The following is a 21381-nucleotide window of genomic DNA, read 5'->3' on the forward strand; positions in this document are numbered from 1 at the left end:
GAGGCAGCGTATGAGTGCATTTCTTCGTAAAATTAAGATCATAAATAATCGAGGAGCTGTTAATGTAGGTGATTGCAATACAATTGCGCCATTGACTGTAGTAAAGGTATACGCTGGTGCTGGAGGTTCAAGTAATGCTACTTTTTTAAATGGAAAACGTATGCCTGCAGCTGCACCGAGAGGTAATGTCTTTATTCCTCCTTTAGAAACAAGTGAATTAACATTAGGTCCCTAATAGAAAGGTTGAATAGAAATGCCTGCAAATATTAAAGAGTTTGTGATTGTGAATAATTATGGGAATTTATTTACAGGAGACAATTTGAGGGATACTTCATTTACTGCATCTAAAACGTATAGTGGTTCAACAGGACCAACTTATATTGATGTTGTGACGGTAATTGGACCAACAACGAAGATTTGTTTGCAACCAGGAGATGTAGTAACAACGACGTATACGAAAGGGACGGACATAGATAGGAGCACAAATACCGCTTCAAATGCTAATATGACAGGGATTATGCAATCTGTCCCGAACACGGATAACCTGGATTCTGCACCAGGTTTATAGAAAAAATCCCCTGCCAAGGTAGGGTTTTTTTATCGCTTCTTCAAACATCTATTACTAATAAAGGGTAGGGTGATATTAGCTATGGGACTATATTGTATATGTAAGCCTAAAATAATAAAATAGCACCTATTTTATTTTCATAAGATAGGTGCTGTTTTTCTATTACATTTTTACTTTGCTAGATTCGATAGGTTGTCTTTTTCGATAAATAACATAGCTACGGCGTAAGTATTTTACGGGAACGCTAAAAACATGCACAAGTCTTGTAAATGGCCACGTTGCAAAGAGTCCCATCGCTGCAATGATATGGATTTTAAACCATAGAGGGACATCTGCCATATACTCCGCTTTTGGCTGGAAAATAAAGAGGCTACGGAACCATGGTCCAATTGTTGTACGATAATCAAATCCCTTTGAGTCAATATTTAAAAATGTAGAGGATAGACCTGCTAACATCACAATAAACAATAAGATAAGGGCAACATAGTCTCCTTTTGTACTTGTTGCGATAATACGTTTTACTGTAAAGCGTCGGTACATTAAAATAACTAATCCGACAATAGAAGCGACTCCAGCAGGAAGACCGAAGCTAATAGCCACTATATGATAAGTATGTTCCGAAATACCAAATGAGCTGTATACAGACTCTGGAATTAAGATTCCCATAACGTGTCCGCCTATGACAAACATAATCCCGAAGTGAAATAACAAGCTTCCGATTCGGAGCATTTTCTTTTCTAATAATTCGCTAGATTTGGATGTCCAGCCAAATTGATCATAGTTGTATCTGAAGATGTGTCCACCAATGAAGATTGCCAAAATAATATAAGGGAACAGCACCCATAAAAATTGATCCATCATTTTTTACGACACCCCTTTCTAGTTCGTTTGTAATCCCCATGCATCGATAGCGAGTAGAATGGAAGCGACAATTGGTTCGTACATACAATCTGCTTCTTTTAACTGCTGATGCAAAGCTTGTATATTTTTTGTGTACTTATTCATAATAGGTGCACTATCTTCTTCGTTTGCGTTTGCCAGAAATTCTAGTAGTAGCGGTAAATAATCAGGAAGTTCTTTATCGGTTACCGCAAAGCCAGCATTTTGATAGTGCTGTTTTAACTCTAATAATTCAATACCGCGTTCTCGTTGTTCACCTGTATTCATATAAGTGAGATACAGATTTGTCTTCTTTCCAAAGTCAAATGTATAGACATAGGAATTAATAAGTTGATCATTTGTTTTTTCTAATGCTTGCTTGATAAAAGATGTAAGTGTTGTGCGAATTTCGTCATGTGTAATTGTATCAATATTCTCTTGTAGTTCTGATAAAGCTTCTCTCCATCCTGGTTCAGGATAGGAGAGAAGGAAGGAAGAACAAGAAAAAGCGGTTTGTAAACTCTGTTTCATATTTGCCTGCCTCCTTAGTTTAAGAGATTGTCATACAAGAACCGGGGCCACCTGCGAAAGAAAGGCCACAGCTTCCTTGTTCGCTGTACAGGTCTGCTACTTGTTCACGATGAGAAGCTGGGATAACAAAACGATCTTTATATTTTGCGATGGCAAGAAGGCGATACATATCTTCTACATCTTCTTTTGTTAAACCGAGTGCTTTTAACACATCTTTATTAGGTTCTTTATTAATTTGCAGTGCTCTCATATGACTTCGCATGACAGCCATTTTTTTCAATGTAAGACGAATGTGTGATTCATCGCCTGCAGTGAGTAAGTTAGCTAAAAATTGAATCGGAATACGCATATTATCGATAGCAGGGAAAATATCTTCTGCTTGCCAGTTGCTTCCTTTTCCTTCCACCATATTCATAATTGGGCTTAATGGTGGGATATACCAAACCATTGGCATCGTACGGTATTCTGGATGAAGAGGAAGAGCAATTTTCCAATCAATAATCATTTTATAGATAGGTGACTCTTGAGCAGCTTTGACCCATTCTTCTGGAATACCTTGTTTTATTGCTTCAGCAGCTATTTCTGGATCGTTTGGATCTAAGAAGACAGTTAACTGAGATTCATATAAATCTTTTTCGTCTTCTACAGAAGCAGCTTCTTTTACTTTGTCAGCGTCATATAGCATAACCCCAATATAACGAATACGTCCTACGCATGTTTCAGAACAAATTGTTGGCATACCAGCTTCAATACGTGGGAAGCACAGAGTACATTTTTCAGCTTTATTTGTTTGCCAGTTGAAATATACTTTTTTATATGGGCAAGAAGATACACAGAATCTCCAAGCGCGGCATGCGTTTTGGTCGACAAGTACAATACCATCTTCGTCACGCTTATACATTGCCCCAGATGGACAAGAAGACACGCAAGATGGATTCATACAATGTTCGCAAATGCGAGGTAAGTACATCATAAAGACATTTTCAAAGTCTGTTTTAATATCTTCTTCCATTTTCTTGACGTTTGGATCTTGTAAACCAGTTATATGTCCACCTGCTAAATCATCTTCCCAGTTAGGACCCCATTCAATTTTGTCGATAAATTCACCAGTAATTGCCGATTTTGGGCGAGCTACAGGTTGATGCTTGCGCTGTGGACTATTTGTTAATATTTCATAATCATAGTTCCAAGGTTCAAAATAATCATCGATAGTAGGTTGATCTGGGTTATGGAAAATGTTCATAAGGCGTTTCATTTTTGAACCAGATTTTAGCTGGAGTTCACCGTTTTTTAATTCCCAGCCGCCTTTATATTTTTCTTGATCTTCCCACTGTTTTGGATAACCGATACCAGGTTTTGTTTCCACGTTGTTGAAATACATATATTCAGCACCTGGACGATTTGTCCAGGTGTTTTTGCATGTTACGCTACAAGTGTGGCAGCCGATGCATTTATCTAGGTTCATTACCATTCCGACTTGTGCTTTAATCTTCAAGCCAATCTACCTCCTTCAGTTTACGGATAACGACGTTTAAATCACGTTGGTTTCCGGTTGGACCATAGTAGTTAAAGCCGTAGCTTAATTGACCGTATCCACCAATCATATGTGTTGGTTTGACATGAATGCGTGTTGGACTATTATGAGTTCCTCCACGATTACTTGTTAAGTTTGTACCAGGCACGTTAATATGGCGATCTTGTGCATGATGCATAAAGGCCATTCCTCTTGGTATACGATGCGTTACGACAGCGCGTGCTACGACAACACCGTTACGGTTAAAGCATTCGATCCAATCATTATCAGCAACGCCAGCTTCTGCGGCATCATCTTTGTTCATCCAAACAGTTGGACCACCACGGAACAGTGTTAACATCGGTAAGGAATCGAAGTACATACTATGAATTGACCATTTATTATGCGGTGTTAAATAGTTGAGCGTAATTTCTTTTCCTTCTACTTCAGGACGTGATTTACGGAACGGTTTATGTTGCAAGATTGGCTTGAATGTTGCCATTGTTTCACCAAACTCTTTCATCATGTCATGATCTAAATAGAAAGATTGACGTCCAGTTATCGTTCTCCAAGGAATAAGGCGTTCGACATTTGTTGTAAATGGTGAGTAACGGCGTCCGCCTTTTTCAGAACCTGAGAAAGCAGGAGATGTAATAACTGTCTTTGGCTGTGCTGTAATTTGGTCGAATGTGAAGCATTCTTCTTCGCGTTCTTCCGCTAAATCACGCAGTTTTAAATCTGTTTGTTTTTCAAGAGCTTCCCATGCTTTAACGGCCATATGCCCGTTTGTTGTAGAAGAAAGTGTTAAGACTGCTTCTGCTGCATGGATTGCTTCTTTTATATCAGGGCATCCTTTTGCAATCGAATCAGTGCGGTTTACACCTAATTTGCTCTTTAATTGCTCGTATTCTTTTTCGGCTGACCAGGAAATTCCTTTTGTGCCAATTGTTTTAAGATTCGGTCCAAGTGCAGTCATTTTGTCATAAATCGTTTTATAATCATACTCCACAACCTGAATTTTTGGCATTGTTTGGCCTGGAATTGGTTCACATTCACCTTTACTCCAATCTTTAATGCGACCAAGCGGTTGTGCTAACTCTTGCGGTGTATCGTGAAGAAGTGGTGTCGCCACAACCTCTTTCATTGGTTCAAGATCGAGCTCCTCTGCTAAATCAGAGACTGCTTTTGAAAGGGAGCTGAAAATATCCCAGTCAGAGCGTGCTTCCCAAGGTGAACTGATTGCTGGATTGAATGGATGTACGAACGGATGCATATCAGTACTACTTAAATCGTGTTTTTCATACCAAGTTGAGGCAGGAAGAACGATATCAGAATATAGTGCTGTTCCGGCCATACGGAAATCTAAGTTGATTAATAGATCAAGTTTTCCTTCAGGTGCTTCTTCACGCCACTTGATTTCTTCTGGTCGTAATGAATCGCTATCATCATTCAGTAATCCATTTGTTGTACCTAATAAATGTTTTAAGAAATATTCATGTCCTTTACCAGAACTTGAAATTAAGTTTGCACGCCAAACAAATAAGTTGCGCGGGAAGTTATTTTTGTTATCAGGGTCTTCAATTGCAAATTTCAGTTCTTTTTCTTTTAGCTTTTGGGCAACGTAATTCCCAATGTCTTCTTGGGTTGTCGCTCCAGCAGCAACTGCTTCTTTATATATTTCAATTCCACTTTTCTCGAATGTTGGATAAGAAGGTAACCAGCCAAGACGAGCGGCTAATACATTGTAATCACCGTGATGTTGGTAACGAGAGTTTCCGACAACTGGCGATGCCAAGTGTCCAACTGGTGTATCTTCATAGCGCCATTGATCCGTTACAAAATAGAAGAAGGATGTACCATTTTGTAGTTTTGGTAAAACGCCCCAATCTTTTGCCATTGCGACAGTTTGCCACCCTTCTGCTGGGCGTAATTTTTCTTGTCCAACGTAATGTGCCCAACCACCGCCGTTTACACCTTGTGCACCAACAAGAAGAACAAGGTTGAGAACAGCGCGGTAAATCGTATCAGAGTTAAACCAATGGTTAATACCAGCACCGACAATAATCATCGAGCGTCCGTTTGTATCAATTGCATTTTGCGCAAACTCACGGGCAATCTGAATAACGAGATCTCTTTTTACTCCAGTCATTTTTTCTTGCCATGCTGGTGTAAATGGCACATCATCATTAAAGTCTTTTGGTTCTTGACCACCAAGTCCGCGGTTGACACCGTAGTTTGCTAACGTTAAGTCGTATACAGTTGTAACGAAAATGTCGCCTTCTTGTATAGCGATTTTTTTCACTGGAATTGTACGTTCTAATACTTTGTTTCCGTCATCGGAGAAATATGGGATTTGTACAGTTCCAACTGCATCTTCCATACCAAGTAAAGAAAGACGTGGATCAATTTTTTCACCTGTTTGTTCGTCTTCTAAGCGTAAATTCCATTTCTTTTCGTTATCCCATCGCGACCCCATCGTGCCATGCGGTACTGCGAAATCATTCGAATGATCGTTCCAAAGAATTGGTTTCCATTCACCAAGTTTTGTTTCACGACCAATATCAGAAGCGTTTAAGAAACGGTCTGTAACGAATTGGTCTCCTTGCTGTTTTAATGTGACAAGGAATGGGAAATCGGTATATTGCTTTGCATAATTTGTGAAGTATTCCACTTGTTTGTCCACGTAAAACTCTTGTAAAATAACGTGCCCCATTGCCATTGCAAGAGCACCATCTGTACCTTGTTTTACACTCATCCAATCATCTGCAAATTTGGTTGATTCAGCAAAATCAGGACTTACGGAAACGACTTTCGTTCCTTTGTAGCGTACTTCTGCTAAGAAATGGGCATCTGGCGTTCTTGTCATTGGTACGTTTGAACCCCATGTCATAATGTAACCAGAGTTGTACCAATCACTACTTTCTGGAACATCAGTTTGATCACCCCAAATTTGCGGTGAAGCTGGTGGTAAATCAGCATACCAATCATAGAAGCTAAGCATTGGACCGCCCATAAGATGCATAAATCGGCTACCAGCAGCATAGCTTAACATAGACATCGCTGGAATCGGTGAGAATCCGACATTTCTATCTGGACCATATTTAATTATCGTATAAAGCATAGAAGCAGCAACAAGTTGTAATACTTCCTTCCAATTTGCACGAACAAATCCACCTTTACCGCGCGCACTTTTATATGTGCGTGCTTTTTCAGGATTTTCTACGATGCTTTTCCAAGCGTCTAGTGGTGATTTGTGATTTTGAAGTTCCTCTTGCCACATATTCCAAAGGACACCGCGTACATATGGGTATTTCACGCGAAGTGGACTATAAATGTACCAAGAAAAGCTAGCTCCACGCGGACATCCTCGTGGTTCAAAATCAGGCATATCAGGTCCGGTAGATGGATAGTTCAGTTCTTGACCTTCCCAAGTTACAATTCCGTCCTTTACATAAATATTCCAGCTACAAGAACCGGTACAGTTTACGCCGTGTGTAGAACGGATTACTTTATCATGTTGCCATCTCTTTCTGTACACGTTTTCCCATTCACGATCTTCGTATGTTTCTTGTGTATGATTATCGTTATAGCGATCTATTGGAGAAAAATATTTTAAACGTTTCATTAGTGCCGAAGGTTTCTTTTTCATACTGTTCACTCCTTTAATACGTTTCTCTTACTAACATTCAATATAAAAGAGTGTGAAAAATAGAGATGTGATATCTGTCACAGTTCAACAGATTGTCAAAAAAATTATATGAAATTTTGGAGAGTGTGATGTTTTACACATCGTAGAAGAGGTTTTCTACATAGAGTAAAGGAAGAAAGAAAAAAGAGCAGCGTCTCAAATAGAGAGGCTACTCAATGCTACAAATAGAGGCGGGGCAATCTTCACAGGCGATTTCGCATTTTAAAAATTGCAAATTATGAATGGTAATCTTTCCTTTATAAATGGAAATGATTCCTTGTTTTTTTAAATCATTTAACATACGATTTACACTTTCACGTGATGTTGCACAGAAATTTGCAAGTTCTTGATTTGTTAAAGGTAAATCGATGAGGATCCCATTTTCTTTTAATACACCATAACTATTTGTCATACGAATGAGTGTGGAATAAAGGGCACCCTTTTTACCATGCAACACTAAATCACGGAATTTCGTTTGCATTCTCCTTAAATGCTCGCTAATCCATTTCATAAATTCAAATGCAAGGGCCGGCTTTTGGAGTAATGCTTTTTCTAAAGCATCACGCTTAATGATGCCCACTTCAACGTCTTCTAGGCATTTCGAATTTAATAAGTACTTTGCATTGTCCGTAAATAATGTTAATTCACCGATAATATCGTGCTTTGAACAAATGCGAAGTGTTAATTCTTGGCCATCAGCACTAATTTTACTAATTTGAACTTTCCCAGAGTGAATAATATAGAGTTCTTTCGCCTCCACACCCTCTTGGAAAATATAACTTCCTTTATTGATCTGCCTTTTATATTCAACAGATGCAAGTAATTCCTTTAAATCATTTGATAATGCCGTACGATTCACAGCAATCACCTTTCTTTTTAAAGCAGTCTACTTCTTATTTTGGATGTAAGTATGGTGAAAATGCAAGAAATATCTTTTTTATTATAAGTGATAAGTGTATTTTTATCTGTGAACAAGGTATTTTTAATGCTAAAAAAGAGTGTCTGGAAAAGACACTCTTTGAGGTTATCCCGCTATTTGCGGGCAGTAAGACCCACGCCTCAAAATTCAGCAAAAACAAAGAAATTAAAGTTTCACTTTATTTGATCCATTCAACGACCGCATCTATTGTTTGGCGAGTTTTTTTGTGCTTTGGTTCTTCAGTACGGTAACCGAAAGCGACTAAACAAGAGACGCCAAATGTATTCTCTGAAATAATTCCTTCTTCTTTTAAAACTGCTTCTACTTTTTCTTGATTGAACCCTTCAATTGGACAAGAATCAATGCCGATTTGAGCAGCTGCAGTCATCATATTACCAAGAGCGATATATGTTTGTTTAGAAGCCCAATCAAACATTGCGCGGTCACTATCTAATAAATGAAAGTCTGATTCTTGGAACTCCTTATAAAAACCACGTTTCATTGTAATAACTTCCTCGGGAAGATGCTGAATGTTTTTCATAAAGTTAGAAATATAGGAAGAGTTATAAATCATATCCTCTTTCTTACGAGCTAATATAGCAACAAAGTGGCTCGCTGTCGGCAATTGTTTTTGAGCGCCCCAAGCTACAGGGAGAAGTTTTTCGCGAAGAGCTTGGTTTTGAATCACAACAAATTTCCAAGGTTCAAAACCAAATGAACTTGGAGAAAGTCGTCCAGTTTCCAAAATAAAATGAAAATCTTCATCAGAGATTTTTTTATTTACATCAAATTCCTTACACGCATGTCTAAAGTGATAGGCTTTTAAAATTTCTTCTTTTTTACGTTCCATTTAAATAACCACCTTTAATAATTTACTTTTTCTTAGTAAGTTGATTACAAAATTGATTCTACAATAGTACAATGAATGATGTAAGTACGCACATTTTTAGCATATAGTATCAATTTGTATACTAATGGAGAGTGATAAAATGGAACAGCAAGATATAAAGCGTTGTTCAGTAGAAGTAACGCTAGATGTAATCGGTGGCAAATGGAAAGGAGTTATCTTATTTCATTTAATGAATGCCAAAGAGATTCGCTTTAATCAATTTTTACGATTGATGCCTGGTATTACGCAGCGCATGTTAACAAGACAGCTCAGAGAACTTGAAACGGCTGGGGTAATCCACCGGGAAGTATATAAAGAAGTTCCGCCAAAAGTAGAGTATTCTTTAACGAAATTCGGAAAATCTCTTACACCAATTATTACACTTATGCGTGAGTGGGGCGACGAATATCGGACGCAAGTACAAGTGGATCAAAAGCAGTAAAAAGTATGCAACTTATATTGGCCCCTTCTTTATAATGGGTTAGGTGTCGAGATTTTTATACAATGTGAACAAAATACGAACAGATTTGTGAAGAATTTTTGAATGGCGTATATGATGTGAGAAATATCACAACATATATCATTTGCCTTTATTATCATAAAAACAAATAAAAACATATAGAAGGCGAACAAAGAACTCAAGCAAAAACATCGCAGTTTGAAAATATATTATAATAGAATGAAGACAGATATGAATCTAGCAGAAAAGGAGGGGTGACGATGCGCGAGAAGATTACAGATTCTTTAGGGCGTCCGCTTCAAGATTTACGCATCTCTGTCATTGATCGTTGTAATTTCAGATGCACATATTGTATGCCAGCTGAAGTATTCGGACCTGACTATGCATTTTTACAAGAAGAATTTTTGCTTACATTTGATGAAATCGAGCGATTAGCAAAATTGTTTGTAGGCATGGGTGTAAAGAAAATTAGGCTTACGGGCGGTGAACCATTGCTACGTAAAGATTTGCCAGAGCTTATTACGCGACTTGCGAAGCTAGATGGCTTAACAGATATTGGACTGACGACAAATGGCATTCATTTAACAAAGCAAGCAAAGGCGTTAAAAGAAGCGGGACTGCACCGAGTGAATGTTAGTTTAGATGCGATAGAAGATGATGTGTTTCGTAAAATTAATGGCCAGAATATTAGTACAAAACCTGTGCTAAAAGGGATTGCGGCAGCAAAAGAAGCTGGACTTGATGTGAAAGTGAATATGGTCGTGAAAAAAGGAATGAATGATAGTCAAATTCTTCCGATGGCCGCTTATTTCAAAGAACAGGGAATTCAGCTTCGCTTTATCGAGTTTATGGATGTTGGCAGTACGAACGGATGGAATTTTGAGCAGGTTATTACGAAACAAGAGTTAATTGAGAAGATTAGCGGGGTATATCCAATTGAACCTGTAGAACCCTATTATTTTGGAGAAGTTGCGAAGCGTTATCGTTATACCGACAGTGATACGGAAGTTGGATTTATCACTTCAGTTTCTGAATCTTTCTGTTCTTCTTGTACGAGAGCGCGGATTTCGGCAGATGGTAAATTTTATACTTGTTTATTTGCGACGAAGGGAACAGATTTAAGAAGCTTGCTTAGAGAAGATATTTCGGATACAGATTTATTAAAGGTCGTGCAAAATGTATGGGAATATCGAAAGGACCGGTATTCTGATGAGCGGACTGAAGAAAGTGCAAATAATCGTCCGAAAATTGAAATGTCTTATATCGGAGGATAAGAAAGGGGGATGCTGCGTGCAGGAGCGTTATTCAAGACAAATATTATTTTCTGGAGTTGGTGAAGCAGGACAAAGGAAAATAAGAGAAAAGCATGTACTCATTATCGGTGCCGGTGCATTAGGAGCAGCAAATGCAGAGGCAATTGTTCGAGCGGGAATTGGAAAACTAACGATTGCTGACCGTGATTATGTTGAGTGGAGTAACTTACAGCGGCAGCAGTTATATACAGAAGAAGATGCAAAGCAGTATAAGCCGAAAGCAGTTGCAGCTGCCGAACGTTTAAGGCAGATTAATTCTGAAGTAGAAATCGTACCAGTCGTAACAGATGTAGCGGTACAAGAAATGGAAGAGTTAATTAAGAATGTGGATTTAATATTAGATGCGACTGACAATTTTGAGACACGTCTTCTTATTAATGACATTTCGCAAAAATACAATATTCCTTGGATATATGGAGGATGCGTTGGAAGTTATGGCGTCACATATACAATTCTTCCAGGGAAAACACCATGTTTTCGCTGTTTGATGGAGCATCCGACTAGTGGTGTAACATGCGATACGGCGGGAATTATACAGCCAGCTGTACAATTGGTCACCAGCCATCAAGTGACAGAAGCACTTAAAATATTGGTAGAAGATTTTGGAGCGCTTCGTGAAACGATGCTATCATTTGATCTTTGGAACAATCAGCATATGGCGTTTAAAGTGAATAGGCAGAAAAAAGATACGTGTTTATCTTGTGGAAAACTGCGCACGTACCCGAGTTTAACGTTTGAATCACAGATGAAAACAGAGGTGTTATGTGGACGAAATACAGTTCAAATCCGTCCAGGAGTGCCGCAACTTCTTAATTTAGAAGAAATTAAAAAGCGCTTACAAAAAAGTATGAATGTGCAAACAACACCATATTTATTATCCTTTCCAATTGATGAATATCGATTTGTTTTATTTACAGATGGCAGGGCTTTTATTCATGGGACAAATGATATGAAAGTAGCGAAACGATTATATGCGAGATATATAGGATGAACCTAAAGGAGGTTCCTTTAGGTTCTGGGGATTAGGAATGTGAATTTCTAACGTAATCTCCACTTTTTCCGCCTGTTTTTTCAAGTAAATATGTTTCGCCGATAATCATACCTTTATCAATAGCTTTACACATGTCATACACGGTAAGCGCGGTTGCAGAGGCAGCAGTTAAAGCTTCCATCTCGACACCTGTACTACCTTCTGTTTTTACTTTTACTTCAATTTGTAAACGGTAGTTCTCTTTAACCGTTTCCCAATCGAAGGAAACATCTACTCCTTTTAGAAGTAAAGGGTGGCACATCGGAATAATATCAGAAGTACGTTTGGCAGCCATAATACCAGCAATTTGTGCGACGGCTAATACATCGCCTTTGCCAATTTCATTATGAGTGACTTTATCATAAATTTCTTTCGTAACAAGAATGCTAGAGCGAGCAATTGCTGTTCGCACAGTAGTTTTTTTATTGCTAATATCGACCATTTTTGCACGGCCTTGGTCATTGAAATGAGTAAATGAAGACATGGAATACCTCCTTGAAGTAATTGCTATTATGTTTAGCATTGTACAATATAAAGTGTAATCAAGATGTGATATTTTGCAAATATGGGGTGAAAAAGATGTTAGAAAAACGAGTACCAATTCCAGTTGCTGAAGCAGTAGCACGGGTAATGAAATACGCCCAGCAAGGTGAAACAGAAAAAATTTCTATTATGGAAAGTTATGGAAGAATTCTTGGAGAAGATGTTGTAGCGGATCATGATGTCCCGCATTTTGATCGCTCTCCATATGATGGATTTGCGATTCGAGCGGAAGATACAAAAGAGGCGGGGCACAATCATGCCATTGAATTTGAAGTAATAGGAGAAATCGGAGCTGGCTCTGTTTTTATAGATGAAGTAAAGGCATTTCAAGCTGTGCGCATTATGACAGGGGCAGCGATTCCAAAAGATTGTGATGCAGTTGTGATGTTAGAACTCACGGAAGGGTTTGAGCAGAACGGTAAAACGTATATGAAGTTAAAGCGTTCTTTAAAAGCAGGTGATAATGTTTCGTTTAAAGGTGAAGATGTGAAACAAAATCAAATACTTGTAAAAAAAGGTACGAAGATTAATCCGGGTGTAGCAGCACTTTTAGCGACGTTTGGCTACAGTTCAGTGAACGTTATAAAACAGCCTGTTGTTGGGATTGTAACGACGGGAAGTGAGCTATTAGAAGTACATGAAGCGCTGGAACCAGGAAAAATTAGAAACAGTAATTCCTATATGATCGCAGCTCAAATTGCTAGAGCTGGTGGGCAAGTAAGGTATTATGGACAACTTGCTGATGATTTAGAAGCTTGCTATGAAGCAGTGAAAACCGCGATGAATGAAGTGGATATTTTAATCACAACGGGCGGTGTTTCGGTAGGTGATTACGATTACTTGCCTGCGATTTACGAAAAATTACATGCGAATGTTCTTTTTAATAAAATCGCGATGCGACCAGGGAGTGTCACAACGGTAGCTGAAGTAAATGGAAAGCTGTTGTTTGGGTTATCTGGTAACCCATCTGCTTGTTATGTTGGATTTGAATTACTCGTTCATCCAGTTATTCAAGCATTCCTTCACGCGAAAGAACGGCATGTATATCGTGCAGATGCTATTCTGCAAAAAGATTTCTCAAAGGCAAATCCATTTACACGATTTGTAAGGGGGAAAGTAGAGTTTATCAATGGTCAGTTGGAAGTTATGCCAGTAGGACTTGATAAATCAAGTGCGATTTCTTCTCTTGCAGATAGCAATGCTTTTATTGTACTCCCAGGAGGAACAAGAGGATTTGAAGCGGGAATGAAAGTTTCAGTGCTATTACTAGAATCAAGTCAAGGAAGTGAGTGGCCTTGGGCAGAACCGCTCCAATCTTACAAATAGTTGGCTATCAAAATAGTGGGAAAACGACGCTTATGGAGAAATTGATTCAAGCTTTTGCGGAGGAAGGTATGAAAGTTGCCACAATTAAGCATCACGGACATGGTGGCTATCCGGAAGTACCGCAAAAGGATAGTGAACGACATAGGCAAGCGGGTGCTGTCGTGAGCATTGTAGAGGGAGGTGGACTATTATCACTTTCTTCTCTTCGGGATGAGTGGTCTTTACAGGAGATTATTCGATTATATGAATTTTTTAAAGTGGATTTCATTTTAATTGAAGGATATAAAGCAGAAAATTATCCAAAGGTAGTTTTGCTTCGCTCGATTGAAGATATTGCTTTATTAAATAAAGTGGAGAATGTGATGGCAGTTATTACATGGGATGACGCTATGCAAAATTTACAAGAAACATATAAAACATTTCATATAACAGAGGAAGAATCATATATGAAATGGTTCGTACAAACGATAAGGGGTGCACAATGACACATACGTATTATGAAGTAATCGATACACCAATTTCGATTGAAGATGTTACAAATAAAGTGATTCGTCGTGAATGTGGTGCTGTGACAACCTTTATTGGGACTGTTAGAGAATTCACGAAAGGGCGCCGTACATTATATTTAGAATACGCAGCTTATAAGACAATGGCAGAGAAAATGCTTGCAAAAATTGGAGATGAAGTGAAAGAAAAATGGCCTGGGACACACGTTGCGATTACACATCGCATCGGTACATTACAAATTTCTGATATTGCCGTTGTTGTTGCTGTATCAACGCCGCATCGAAAAGCTGCGTATGAAGCAAATGAATATATTATGGAACGCATCAAACAAATTGTTCCGATTTGGAAAAAAGAGTTTTGGGAAGATGGCGACTCATGGATTGGTGATCAATTAGAAAAAACGCCATATCCAAATGGGGAACCTGGAAAGGAGATGAGAAAATGATTCAAGTATTATTATTTGCGCATTTGCAAGAAGAAGCCGGAACAAACGAGCTGAAAATAGACTGTGAAAATATTACCGTTGCAGAACTAAAAGATATCCTTACAAAGGAACATCACATAGCAGTTTCAGAGCAAATTATGGTCGCTATCAATGAAGAATATGCAAATGAAGATGACAAAATCAAAGCTGGTGATGTTGTCGCATTGATTCCGCCAGTAAGCGGTGGTTGATTTTTTTCAGTCTAATCACGGAATTCCGTGATTAGACTGGAGGGAATTAATATAAATTGTGAAATATTGAACAAAATAGGAGGCGAAAAAGATGAGAAGTCCGAATTTTCAATTAGGTTTACAAACTTCTAATCTTGTCATTGGTTTTATGGTGTGGGTGATTTTATCTTCGTTAATGCCGTTTATTAAAGTAGACATTGCATTAACAGCAGGACAAATTTCCCTTGTTACAGCAGTACCTGTTATTTTAGGGTCAGTGCTTCGAATTCCAATTGGTTATTGGACCAATCGTTACGGAGCGAGAAAATTATTTTTTATAAGCTTTATTATTTTATTATTCCCTGTCTTTTATATTAGCATTGCGAACTCTATGATGGATTTAATTATTGGTGGTTTATTTGTAGGGGTCGGCGGAGCTGTGTTCTCAGTAGGTGTAACGTCCTTGCCGAAATATTATCCGAAAGAGCGTCACGGTTTTGTAAATGGTATTTACGGTGCAGGTAACGCAGGAACAGCGGTTACATCATTCTTAGCGCCTGTAATTGCAACTTCATTTGGCTGGAGAGCAACTGTACAATCCTTTTTAATCTTACTAGCTGTTTTTGCTCTTCTTAACTTTTTATTAGGTGATCGCGGGGAGCGAAAAGTAAATACACCATTAATGGAACAGTTAAAAGGTGTATACAAAAATGAAAAACTGTGGTTCTTATGTATTTTCTATTTCTTAACTTTTGGATCGTTTGTTGCATTTACAGTATACTTACCAAACTTTTTAGTATCTCACTTTGGATTAGAAAAAGTAGATGCAGGCATGCGAACAGCTGGATTTATCGTATTAGCAACAATCATGCGCCCGATTGGTGGTTGGCTCGGTGATAAATTTAATCCGTTTAAAATATTAATTTTTGTATTCATCGGTTTAACGCTATCTGGCATTGTTTTATCGTTTATGCCAAGTATGAACGTATATACATTTGGCTGCCTACTTGTCGCATTTTGTGCAGGAATTGGAAACGGAACAATCTTTAAACTTGTACCGATGTACTTTTCTGAACAAGCCGGGGTTGTGAATGGACTTGTCGCAGCTTTAGGAGGATTAGGAGGATTTTTCCCACCATTAATTTTAACCTTACTATTCCAACTAACTGGTCATTATGCAATTGGATTCATGGCATTATCAGAAGTAGCGCTTGCTTGTTTAATTATTACAGTATGGATGTACAGTCAAGAAAAGCTACTAGTGATGTTAAATAGTAAATAATATAAGAAAAAGATGTCTGTGAGCAGACATCTTTTTCTTATATAAACAAAAAAATAGCCGAACGCTATTTATATAAATTAGGGATTCGTGTATTAATGATTGATAGTATCTTGTAGAAAATCGGTAGCTTGATTTTCTGAAACATCTTGAACAAGTGCAACTTCACTAATTAAAATTCTGCGCGCGTTGTCTAACATTTGCTTTTCACTCGCATTTAATGCTCTTTCTTTATTGCGGCGAATTAAATCGCGAACAACTTCAGCGCCGTCTAGAAGATTCCCATTTTTCATTTTCTCCATGTTCATGGTATATCTTTGTTTCCATGAGAGTGAGTGGTCAGCTTCACCATTATGAATGTCAACTAATACATCGTTTAATGTATTTTTATCGACAACGAAACGTATGCCAGAATTTTCTACTTTATCCATAGGAATCATCACTTGCATATCGCTAATAACCATGTGTATTACACAATACTGACGTGTTTTTCCTAACACTTCTTTATCTTCAATTGCTTCGATTATTCCTGCTCCGTGCATAGGGTAAACAATTTTATCGCCGATTTGAAACAAATCATCCACCTCCATATGTGGTAACTATATGTAATGATAACATATATGGAGAAAAATATCAAATTTATTATATTATCATATGTTTTATGTGTGTGTCAACGATTTTGGGACGGTTTTTTATTGCGTTTTTAGATGGAAATGAATCACACTTTTTGTTGAAAGAGCTGCATATGGAATGGAGTGAGTATTCTCAGAAATGTCTGGAGAAAAATAAGGGGCGTATCCACTTCTTTTTATTCATAAAATGTAAAATCGTTAATACAATATACCTAAATCCGTTCTTTTTAAAGGAGGGGTGAAAGGTGGGACGCATAATTAAAATTGATATTACGAATAAGGTAGTAGCAAGATTTAAATCAAATTATTTAGAATTATATACAAGTAAATTTATGATAGGTAAGTTTTATGTCTATACTGAAGATAAGCAATATGTGTTAGAAGACGGATATATATATGAAGATGGTAAGTTTTATCGCATCATAGATACTCACCGTGGCAATAATCAAGCGGCGGAGGGCTGCGATCTAGGATGGTGTTAACATGATTCGCGTTAAGGTGTTCGATGAAAGTCATGAAAAGGACTTGGAAGACTCCGTAAATGTGTTTCTGAAGAAGCTGAATGAAGAACAGCTTGTAGATATTAAATATCAAGTTGGTGTATCCATTAATGACGATGAAAATCAAATTTATTGTTTTTCGGCGATGGTAATATATAAAACATAAAAAAGAGCTGGGGAGCCAGCTCTTTTTTATGTTTTTAAGTAGGAACTACAGGAACTGGTAATGGATTGAGTTGCTTTTGTGAGTATATTATGAGGAAATGTAGAGCTGTGTGTTTGTCCTGTCGAAAAAATGTTGAGAATTTCTCAACAGTCATTGTGAAATTGCATGAATGGAAACATAGATCAGAGAAAGACTGTTGTTATTGGTTCGAATGGAGATTTCTTGACACAAAACCAAAAGGTGTTATATCATAAAAAACGAAACCAAAAGGTGTTATATTTAACACCTAATAAAGGAGATATAATATGGAACAGCAAAATACATTACAAGATATTAAACAAACAGCTATTTTTGAAGCTTCAATTCAAAAGGTATGGGATACAGTATCTACTGCAGAAGGGATTGCATCTTGGTTTATGCCAAATGACTTTGAACCAAAAGTAGGACATGAATTTCATGTGCAATCGCCCTTTGGCCCCTCTCCATGCAAGGTGTTAGAAATTGATGAGCCTCACCGTTTATCTTTTTCATGGGATACAGATGGTTGGATAGTTTCATTTGTGTTAAAAGATTTAGGAGATAAAACGGAGTTTACTCTTATCCATGGCGGATGGAAACAGCCTGATGAGACAATTTCGAAAGCGAATGAGAAAAGTTCTGTTATTCGAGATAGAATGGCAGGTGGCTGGGTAGCAATTGTAAATGAAAAACTGAAAAAGGTTGTTGAAGGTTAAGTGTCCTCATCTGCAGCAAAATATGATGTCTTTCAAGCGATTGCTGATCCAACGCGCCGAGAAGTACTCCGGTTATTAACCGAAAAAGAATTACCGATTTCCAAAATAACAGATCATTTCCCGATGAGCCGTACAGCTGTAGCGAAGCATCTTCACATTCTTTCAGAAGCGAAATTAGTGAGCGGAAGAAAGGTTGGAAGAGAAAAGATATATCGCTTGCAGCCGGAGCCGTTAGCTGAATTACAGCAGTGGCTTTCCTATTATGAGCAGTTTTGGAATAATAAATTGTCTATGCTGAAATATGTGGTGGAACATGAGGAGTAAGTGTTACTATATATTGTCGAATCGCCGATATATATGAGAGTTGCGTCGAAATATAAAAAAGGATGGTCGCTATGAACGATCATCCTCTTTTTTTACTGTTCAGTTGTCTGCACAGCTGGCTTTAATAGAAGCCAACCGATGAATAGTGTAAGAAGTGCGAGCACAAATGTACTCATAAAAATAACATGTACGCTCGAAGCTAATACTTCTTGTGATTTTGTTACTACATTTGCTGTGCCTCCGTGGCCCCCAGAGACCAAATCAACATTTTGTATGCCTTGCGCGTGGATCATCGTATTAAAGATAGTGCCAAAGACAGCGGCACCTAATGTTTGGCTAAATGTATTAATAAATGTATTTAAGCCAACTGCTGTACCGCGTGTATGTGCAGGGACAGCTGCTTGAATGGTTACCATATAAATTGGTGTAATAAGTCCCATTCCTAAACCGAATAGTCCGACTGCAACATAAATTAGAAATGCTGGTGAATGAGTTGATAATGTAAATAACAAGAAGGTAGCAATGGATAAAATGCTAGCTCCAAGTAAAATGATTTGTTTCGTTTGTAACTTACCAACTAAATTTCCAGAAAAAATCGCACCGAATGTCCACATAACAGGAATTGGCATCAGAATAAGTCCAGCTTCTGTCGCATTTTTTCCTAATACACCTTGGCTCCAAATTGGCAGGTACATTGTAATACTAATAATCATTGCACCAGCGATAAGTGTTAATATGTTTACAGTTGATAAAGTACGGTTAGAGAAAAGTGCTAACGGAATTAATGGTTCCGGAGATTTTTTCTCAACGAACAAGAAAATAATGAATGAAACAGCCGCGAAGATTAAGAGGCTAATAATTGTAATGTCGCCCCAGTTTTGCTTACTGCTTCCTGTTAAGAGTGCATAGAGTAACGCAATTGTACTTAGTGAGAAGATGATTGCACCAGGATAATCGATATGATGTTTTGCTGGTTTAATCGACTCTTTATAAGAGAGCGCAATCATCGCACAAGCAAGAATTCCAAATGGAACGTTTAAGAAGAAGATGTAGCGCCAAGATAGGGAATCTACTAAAAATCCACCTACTAGCGGCCCGATAACACCGGAAACACCCCAAACAGCACTCATCCAGCCTTGTGCTTTTGCACGATCTTTCGCTTCACTATATAAGTCGCCGATAATCGTCATTGTAATTGGCATAACAGCCCCGGCACCTACACCTTGCAGAGCACGAAAGATGATTAATTGTTCCATTGATGTCACGATTCCGCACAGTGCAGAACCGATTAAAAAGATTGCTGCCCCAATGAGAAGAACTTTTTTACGGCCGAATAAATCGGCTAGTTTTCCGTAGATTGGAGTCGAGACAGCTGTTGCTAGCATATAAATTGCATACACCCAGCTCACAAGTTCAACACCGGATAAATCACTCGTTATACGAGGGATTGCTGTACTTACAATCGTTCCTTCCACAGCGGAAAGGAACGTCATTAGCATTAAAGATATCATGACTTTTTTTCGCATATGTTTTCCCCTTTGTTTCGATTATTCAACATTATAAAATATAAAGCTACTTAGCTATATAAAGCAACAAAAAAGAAACAAGAGTGGAAAGAGTCCACCCCTGTTTCTTTTTTAGTATTGCATTTTCGCATTTTGCCCTGCAGTTGTTCCTGCGATTCTTCCTGTGACAAGAGCAGAAGTAATATTATAGCCGCCTGTATAGCCATGAATATCAAGAACTTCTCCGCAGAAGTATAAGCCGTTCATTAATTTAGAAGCCATTTCTTTCGGATAAATTTCTTTAACAGAAACGCCACCACCTGTAACGAATGCTTTTTCAAGAGGCTGTGTGCCGTTTACTGTTACTTTAAACTCTTTGAAGTCCTTCACAAGTGCACGGATCTTTTCGTGAGAAACTTGCCCAGCCTGCTCGCTGCCATCAATTCCATTTCTTTCTAATAAGAATAGGAAATAACGCTCAGGAACATATCCTTTTAACACATTTTTGATTCCTTTTTTCGGTTCTTCTTTCATTTGTTTCATCATGCGCTGGAAGAGTTGTTCGCTATTTTCTTCAGGCAGTGCATCGATACTCATTTCTACAGCGCGCATTTTAAATTTTTTCATCGTTTTTACGACGAATTGACTACAGCGAAGAGCAGCTGGGCCGGAAATACCAAAGTGCGTAAAGAGCATGTCCATTTTATGAGAAATGACAACTTTGCCTTTGGGGTTTAATACACTTACATTTACATCGCGTAAAGCAAGTCCTTGTAATGTACGATCCCGAATAAATGGTTCGTTTGAAGTAATTGGTACTTCCGTTGGGAAAAGTTCAGTAATGGTATGTCCTGCTTTTTCAGCCCAAGCATAACCATCTCCAGTTGAACCGGTGTGAGGGACAGATTTTCCGCCAACAGCGATTACAACGTGATTTGTTTCAAGAGCTTCACCTGTTTTGAGTACAACGGCTTTCGTTTGGCCATTTTCATATTCTATCGTTTCAACTGGTGTGTTAGTGCGGATTTTAACGCCTAGCTCCTTTAGTCTCGTTAATAAAGCATCCACAACAGATTGTGCTTTATTAGATACTGGGAACATGCGGCCGTGGTCTTCTTCTTTTAGCTTTACACCAAGTTTTTCGAAGAATGTAATAATATTTTCATTATTAAAGATAGAAAAGGCGCTATATAAAAAGCGGCCGTTTCCTGGTATATGTTTCACAATTTCATCAAGTGGTAATCGGTTTGTTACGTTACAGCGACCCCCACCGGAAATTGCAAGTTTACGACCTAGTTTATTTCCTTTATCAAGAAGCAAGACACGCGCGCCTTCTTCAGCAGCACCGATGGCAGCCATTAATCCTGAAGGGCCTCCTCCGATGACAATAACATCATAATGCATAATATATCGACCTCATT

Annotated in this window: 24 protein-coding genes; 14 read left to right on the forward strand and 10 right to left on the reverse strand. The window is 38.2% G+C overall.

Going from position 1 to position 21381, the window contains the following annotated elements; all coding sequences use genetic code 11:
- Window positions 1–10 precede the first annotated feature (10 nt).
- Window positions 11–235, forward strand: coding sequence for a spore germination protein (locus Y7E_RS0124205; protein ID WP_017153796.1), 225 nt, complete (start codon window positions 11–13; stop codon window positions 233–235).
- An 18-nt stretch (window positions 236–253) separates the two neighbouring features.
- A complete protein-coding gene (locus Y7E_RS0124210; protein WP_017153797.1) occupies window positions 254–568 on the forward strand; it encodes a hypothetical protein in 315 nt (104 codons plus the stop codon).
- A gap of 162 nt (window positions 569–730) precedes the next feature.
- Here Y7E_RS0124210 and narI read toward each other — a convergent pair whose 3' ends face one another.
- From narI to Y7E_RS0124240, 6 genes are all read right to left on the reverse strand, one after another.
- Window positions 731–1429: a respiratory nitrate reductase subunit gamma gene (gene narI, locus Y7E_RS0124215; RefSeq protein ID WP_017153798.1), complete on the reverse strand. Its 699-nt coding sequence runs from the start codon at window positions 1427–1429 to the stop codon at window positions 731–733.
- 18 nt (window positions 1430–1447) lie between these two features.
- A complete protein-coding gene (gene narJ / locus Y7E_RS0124220; protein WP_017153799.1) occupies window positions 1448–1978 on the reverse strand; it encodes a nitrate reductase molybdenum cofactor assembly chaperone in 531 nt (176 codons plus the stop codon).
- A 19-nt stretch (window positions 1979–1997) separates the two neighbouring features.
- Window positions 1998–3473 (reverse strand): nitrate reductase subunit beta, encoded by a 1476-nt coding sequence (gene narH, locus Y7E_RS0124225; RefSeq protein ID WP_017153800.1) that lies wholly within the window; start codon window positions 3471–3473, stop codon window positions 1998–2000.
- Complete coding sequence (locus tag Y7E_RS0124230) at window positions 3463–7140, reverse strand: nitrate reductase subunit alpha (protein ID WP_017153801.1); 3678 nt, start codon at window positions 7138–7140, stop codon at window positions 3463–3465. Before Y7E_RS0124230 ends, narH begins: the two co-directional genes overlap by 11 nt.
- Window positions 7141–7348: 208 nt before the next feature.
- Window positions 7349–8047, reverse strand: a complete 699-nt coding sequence (locus Y7E_RS0124235) for a Crp/Fnr family transcriptional regulator (protein WP_026049336.1) — start codon at window positions 8045–8047, stop codon at window positions 7349–7351.
- A 229-nt stretch (window positions 8048–8276) separates the two neighbouring features.
- A complete protein-coding gene (locus tag Y7E_RS0124240) occupies window positions 8277–8948 on the reverse strand; it encodes an NAD(P)H-dependent oxidoreductase (RefSeq protein WP_017153803.1) in 672 nt (223 codons plus the stop codon).
- A gap of 139 nt (window positions 8949–9087) precedes the next feature.
- Between Y7E_RS0124240 and Y7E_RS0124245 the strand changes: the two genes are divergently transcribed.
- From Y7E_RS0124245 to Y7E_RS0124255, 3 genes are all read left to right on the forward strand, one after another.
- Window positions 9088–9429 carry a winged helix-turn-helix transcriptional regulator gene (locus Y7E_RS0124245; protein ID WP_017153804.1) on the forward strand — a complete coding sequence of 114 codons (342 nt, stop codon included), beginning with the start codon at window positions 9088–9090 and terminating at the stop codon, window positions 9427–9429.
- Between the two features lie 278 nt (window positions 9430–9707).
- The gene (gene moaA, locus Y7E_RS0124250) at window positions 9708–10721 is read left to right on the forward strand and encodes a GTP 3',8-cyclase MoaA (RefSeq protein WP_017153805.1); all 1014 of its coding nucleotides are present in this window, start codon (window positions 9708–9710) and stop codon (window positions 10719–10721) included.
- A 16-nt stretch (window positions 10722–10737) separates the two neighbouring features.
- Complete coding sequence (locus Y7E_RS0124255) at window positions 10738–11751, forward strand: molybdopterin-synthase adenylyltransferase MoeB (protein WP_017153806.1); 1014 nt, start codon at window positions 10738–10740, stop codon at window positions 11749–11751.
- 31 nt (window positions 11752–11782) lie between these two features.
- Here the strand turns inward: Y7E_RS0124255 and moaC are convergent, their stop codons facing one another.
- Window positions 11783–12274, reverse strand: a complete 492-nt coding sequence (moaC, locus tag Y7E_RS0124260; protein ID WP_017153807.1) for a cyclic pyranopterin monophosphate synthase MoaC — start codon at window positions 12272–12274, stop codon at window positions 11783–11785.
- A 95-nt stretch (window positions 12275–12369) separates the two neighbouring features.
- Here moaC and Y7E_RS0124265 point away from each other — a divergent pair, with 95 nt between their 5' ends.
- The 5 genes from Y7E_RS0124265 to Y7E_RS0124285 all read left to right on the forward strand — a co-directional run bounded on the left by Y7E_RS0124265 (window position 12370) and on the right by Y7E_RS0124285 (window position 16102).
- Window positions 12370–13659, forward strand: coding sequence for a molybdopterin molybdotransferase MoeA (locus Y7E_RS0124265; RefSeq protein WP_017153808.1), 1290 nt, complete (start codon window positions 12370–12372; stop codon window positions 13657–13659).
- Complete coding sequence (gene mobB / locus Y7E_RS0124270; protein WP_017153809.1) at window positions 13629–14144, forward strand: molybdopterin-guanine dinucleotide biosynthesis protein B; 516 nt, start codon at window positions 13629–13631, stop codon at window positions 14142–14144. The genes Y7E_RS0124265 and mobB overlap by 31 nt, the downstream gene beginning before the upstream one ends.
- Window positions 14141–14611 carry a molybdenum cofactor biosynthesis protein MoaE gene (locus Y7E_RS0124275; protein ID WP_017153810.1) on the forward strand — a complete coding sequence of 157 codons (471 nt, stop codon included), beginning with the start codon at window positions 14141–14143 and terminating at the stop codon, window positions 14609–14611. Before mobB ends, Y7E_RS0124275 begins: the two co-directional genes overlap by 4 nt.
- On the forward strand, window positions 14608–14841 hold the full coding sequence (gene moaD, locus Y7E_RS0124280) for a molybdopterin converting factor subunit 1 (RefSeq protein WP_017153811.1): 234 nt from the start codon (window positions 14608–14610) through the stop codon (window positions 14839–14841). Before Y7E_RS0124275 ends, moaD begins: the two co-directional genes overlap by 4 nt.
- A 91-nt stretch (window positions 14842–14932) precedes the next feature.
- Window positions 14933–16102 carry a nitrate/nitrite transporter gene (locus tag Y7E_RS0124285; protein ID WP_017153812.1) on the forward strand — a complete coding sequence of 390 codons (1170 nt, stop codon included), beginning with the start codon at window positions 14933–14935 and terminating at the stop codon, window positions 16100–16102.
- Window positions 16103–16194: 92 nt separating this feature from the next.
- Here Y7E_RS0124285 and Y7E_RS0124290 read toward each other — a convergent pair whose 3' ends face one another.
- Complete coding sequence (locus Y7E_RS0124290) at window positions 16195–16689, reverse strand: CarD family transcriptional regulator (RefSeq protein ID WP_087958016.1); 495 nt, start codon at window positions 16687–16689, stop codon at window positions 16195–16197.
- Between the two features lie 287 nt (window positions 16690–16976).
- On the opposite strand from Y7E_RS0124290, the gene Y7E_RS0124295 reads away from it, so the two are divergent.
- The 4 genes from Y7E_RS0124295 to Y7E_RS0124310 all read left to right on the forward strand — a co-directional run bounded on the left by Y7E_RS0124295 (window position 16977) and on the right by Y7E_RS0124310 (window position 18455).
- A complete protein-coding gene (locus tag Y7E_RS0124295; RefSeq protein ID WP_017153814.1) occupies window positions 16977–17213 on the forward strand; it encodes a DUF2553 family protein in 237 nt (78 codons plus the stop codon).
- A 1-nt stretch (window position 17214) separates the two neighbouring features.
- Window positions 17215–17397 (forward strand): sporulation protein Cse60, encoded by a 183-nt coding sequence (locus Y7E_RS0124300; protein WP_017153815.1) that lies wholly within the window; start codon window positions 17215–17217, stop codon window positions 17395–17397.
- A gap of 305 nt (window positions 17398–17702) precedes the next feature.
- Window positions 17703–18131 carry an SRPBCC family protein gene (locus Y7E_RS0124305; RefSeq protein ID WP_017153816.1) on the forward strand — a complete coding sequence of 143 codons (429 nt, stop codon included), beginning with the start codon at window positions 17703–17705 and terminating at the stop codon, window positions 18129–18131.
- Window positions 18132–18455 (forward strand): ArsR/SmtB family transcription factor, encoded by a 324-nt coding sequence (locus tag Y7E_RS0124310; RefSeq protein WP_003208744.1) that lies wholly within the window; start codon window positions 18132–18134, stop codon window positions 18453–18455. It abuts the gene before it with no gap.
- A 92-nt stretch (window positions 18456–18547) separates the two neighbouring features.
- Here Y7E_RS0124310 and Y7E_RS0124315 read toward each other — a convergent pair whose 3' ends face one another.
- Both Y7E_RS0124315 and Y7E_RS0124320 read right to left on the reverse strand, forming a co-directional pair.
- Window positions 18548–19981 (reverse strand): MDR family MFS transporter, encoded by a 1434-nt coding sequence (locus Y7E_RS0124315; protein ID WP_017153817.1) that lies wholly within the window; start codon window positions 19979–19981, stop codon window positions 18548–18550.
- A gap of 111 nt (window positions 19982–20092) precedes the next feature.
- Entirely contained in the window at window positions 20093–21364 is a 1272-nt protein-coding gene (locus tag Y7E_RS0124320) for a BaiN/RdsA family NAD(P)/FAD-dependent oxidoreductase (protein WP_017153818.1), read from the reverse strand.
- Window positions 21365–21381 lie beyond the last annotated feature (17 nt).

The organism is Bacillus bingmayongensis, from assembly GCF_000299035.1.
Classification (GTDB): domain Bacteria; phylum Bacillota; class Bacilli; order Bacillales; family Bacillaceae_G; genus Bacillus_A; species Bacillus_A bingmayongensis.

What these genes read in the sequence shown, in the direction of transcription:
- Y7E_RS0124205 (WP_017153796.1), top strand. Translation starts at nt 11, where the DNA reads ATGAGTGCATTTCTTCGTAAAATTAAGATCATAAATAATCGAGGAGCT.
- Y7E_RS0124210 (WP_017153797.1), top strand. Translation starts at nt 254, where the DNA reads ATGCCTGCAAATATTAAAGAGTTTGTGATTGTGAATAATTATGGGAAT.
- narI (WP_017153798.1), bottom strand. Translation starts at nt 1,429, where the DNA reads ATGATGGATCAATTTTTATGGGTGCTGTTCCCTTATATTATTTTGGCA.
- narJ (WP_017153799.1), bottom strand. Translation starts at nt 1,978, where the DNA reads ATGAAACAGAGTTTACAAACCGCTTTTTCTTGTTCTTCCTTCCTTCTC.
- Y7E_RS0124230 (WP_017153801.1), bottom strand. Translation starts at nt 7,140, where the DNA reads ATGAAAAAGAAACCTTCGGCACTAATGAAACGTTTAAAATATTTTTCT.
- Y7E_RS0124240 (WP_017153803.1), bottom strand. Translation starts at nt 8,948, where the DNA reads ATGGAACGTAAAAAAGAAGAAATTTTAAAAGCCTATCACTTTAGACAT.
- Y7E_RS0124245 (WP_017153804.1), top strand. Translation starts at nt 9,088, where the DNA reads ATGGAACAGCAAGATATAAAGCGTTGTTCAGTAGAAGTAACGCTAGAT.
- moaA (WP_017153805.1), top strand. Translation starts at nt 9,708, where the DNA reads ATGCGCGAGAAGATTACAGATTCTTTAGGGCGTCCGCTTCAAGATTTA.
- moaC (WP_017153807.1), bottom strand. Translation starts at nt 12,274, where the DNA reads ATGTCTTCATTTACTCATTTCAATGACCAAGGCCGTGCAAAAATGGTC.
- Y7E_RS0124265 (WP_017153808.1), top strand. Translation starts at nt 12,370, where the DNA reads ATGTTAGAAAAACGAGTACCAATTCCAGTTGCTGAAGCAGTAGCACGG.
- Y7E_RS0124275 (WP_017153810.1), top strand. Translation starts at nt 14,141, where the DNA reads ATGACACATACGTATTATGAAGTAATCGATACACCAATTTCGATTGAA.
- moaD (WP_017153811.1), top strand. Translation starts at nt 14,608, where the DNA reads ATGATTCAAGTATTATTATTTGCGCATTTGCAAGAAGAAGCCGGAACA.
- Y7E_RS0124285 (WP_017153812.1), top strand. Translation starts at nt 14,933, where the DNA reads ATGAGAAGTCCGAATTTTCAATTAGGTTTACAAACTTCTAATCTTGTC.
- Y7E_RS0124290 (WP_087958016.1), bottom strand. Translation starts at nt 16,689, where the DNA reads ATGGAGGTGGATGATTTGTTTCAAATCGGCGATAAAATTGTTTACCCT.
- Y7E_RS0124300 (WP_017153815.1), top strand. Translation starts at nt 17,215, where the DNA reads ATGATTCGCGTTAAGGTGTTCGATGAAAGTCATGAAAAGGACTTGGAA.
- Y7E_RS0124305 (WP_017153816.1), top strand. Translation starts at nt 17,703, where the DNA reads ATGGAACAGCAAAATACATTACAAGATATTAAACAAACAGCTATTTTT.
- Y7E_RS0124315 (WP_017153817.1), bottom strand. Translation starts at nt 19,981, where the DNA reads ATGCGAAAAAAAGTCATGATATCTTTAATGCTAATGACGTTCCTTTCC.
- Y7E_RS0124320 (WP_017153818.1), bottom strand. Translation starts at nt 21,364, where the DNA reads ATGCATTATGATGTTATTGTCATCGGAGGAGGCCCTTCAGGATTAATG.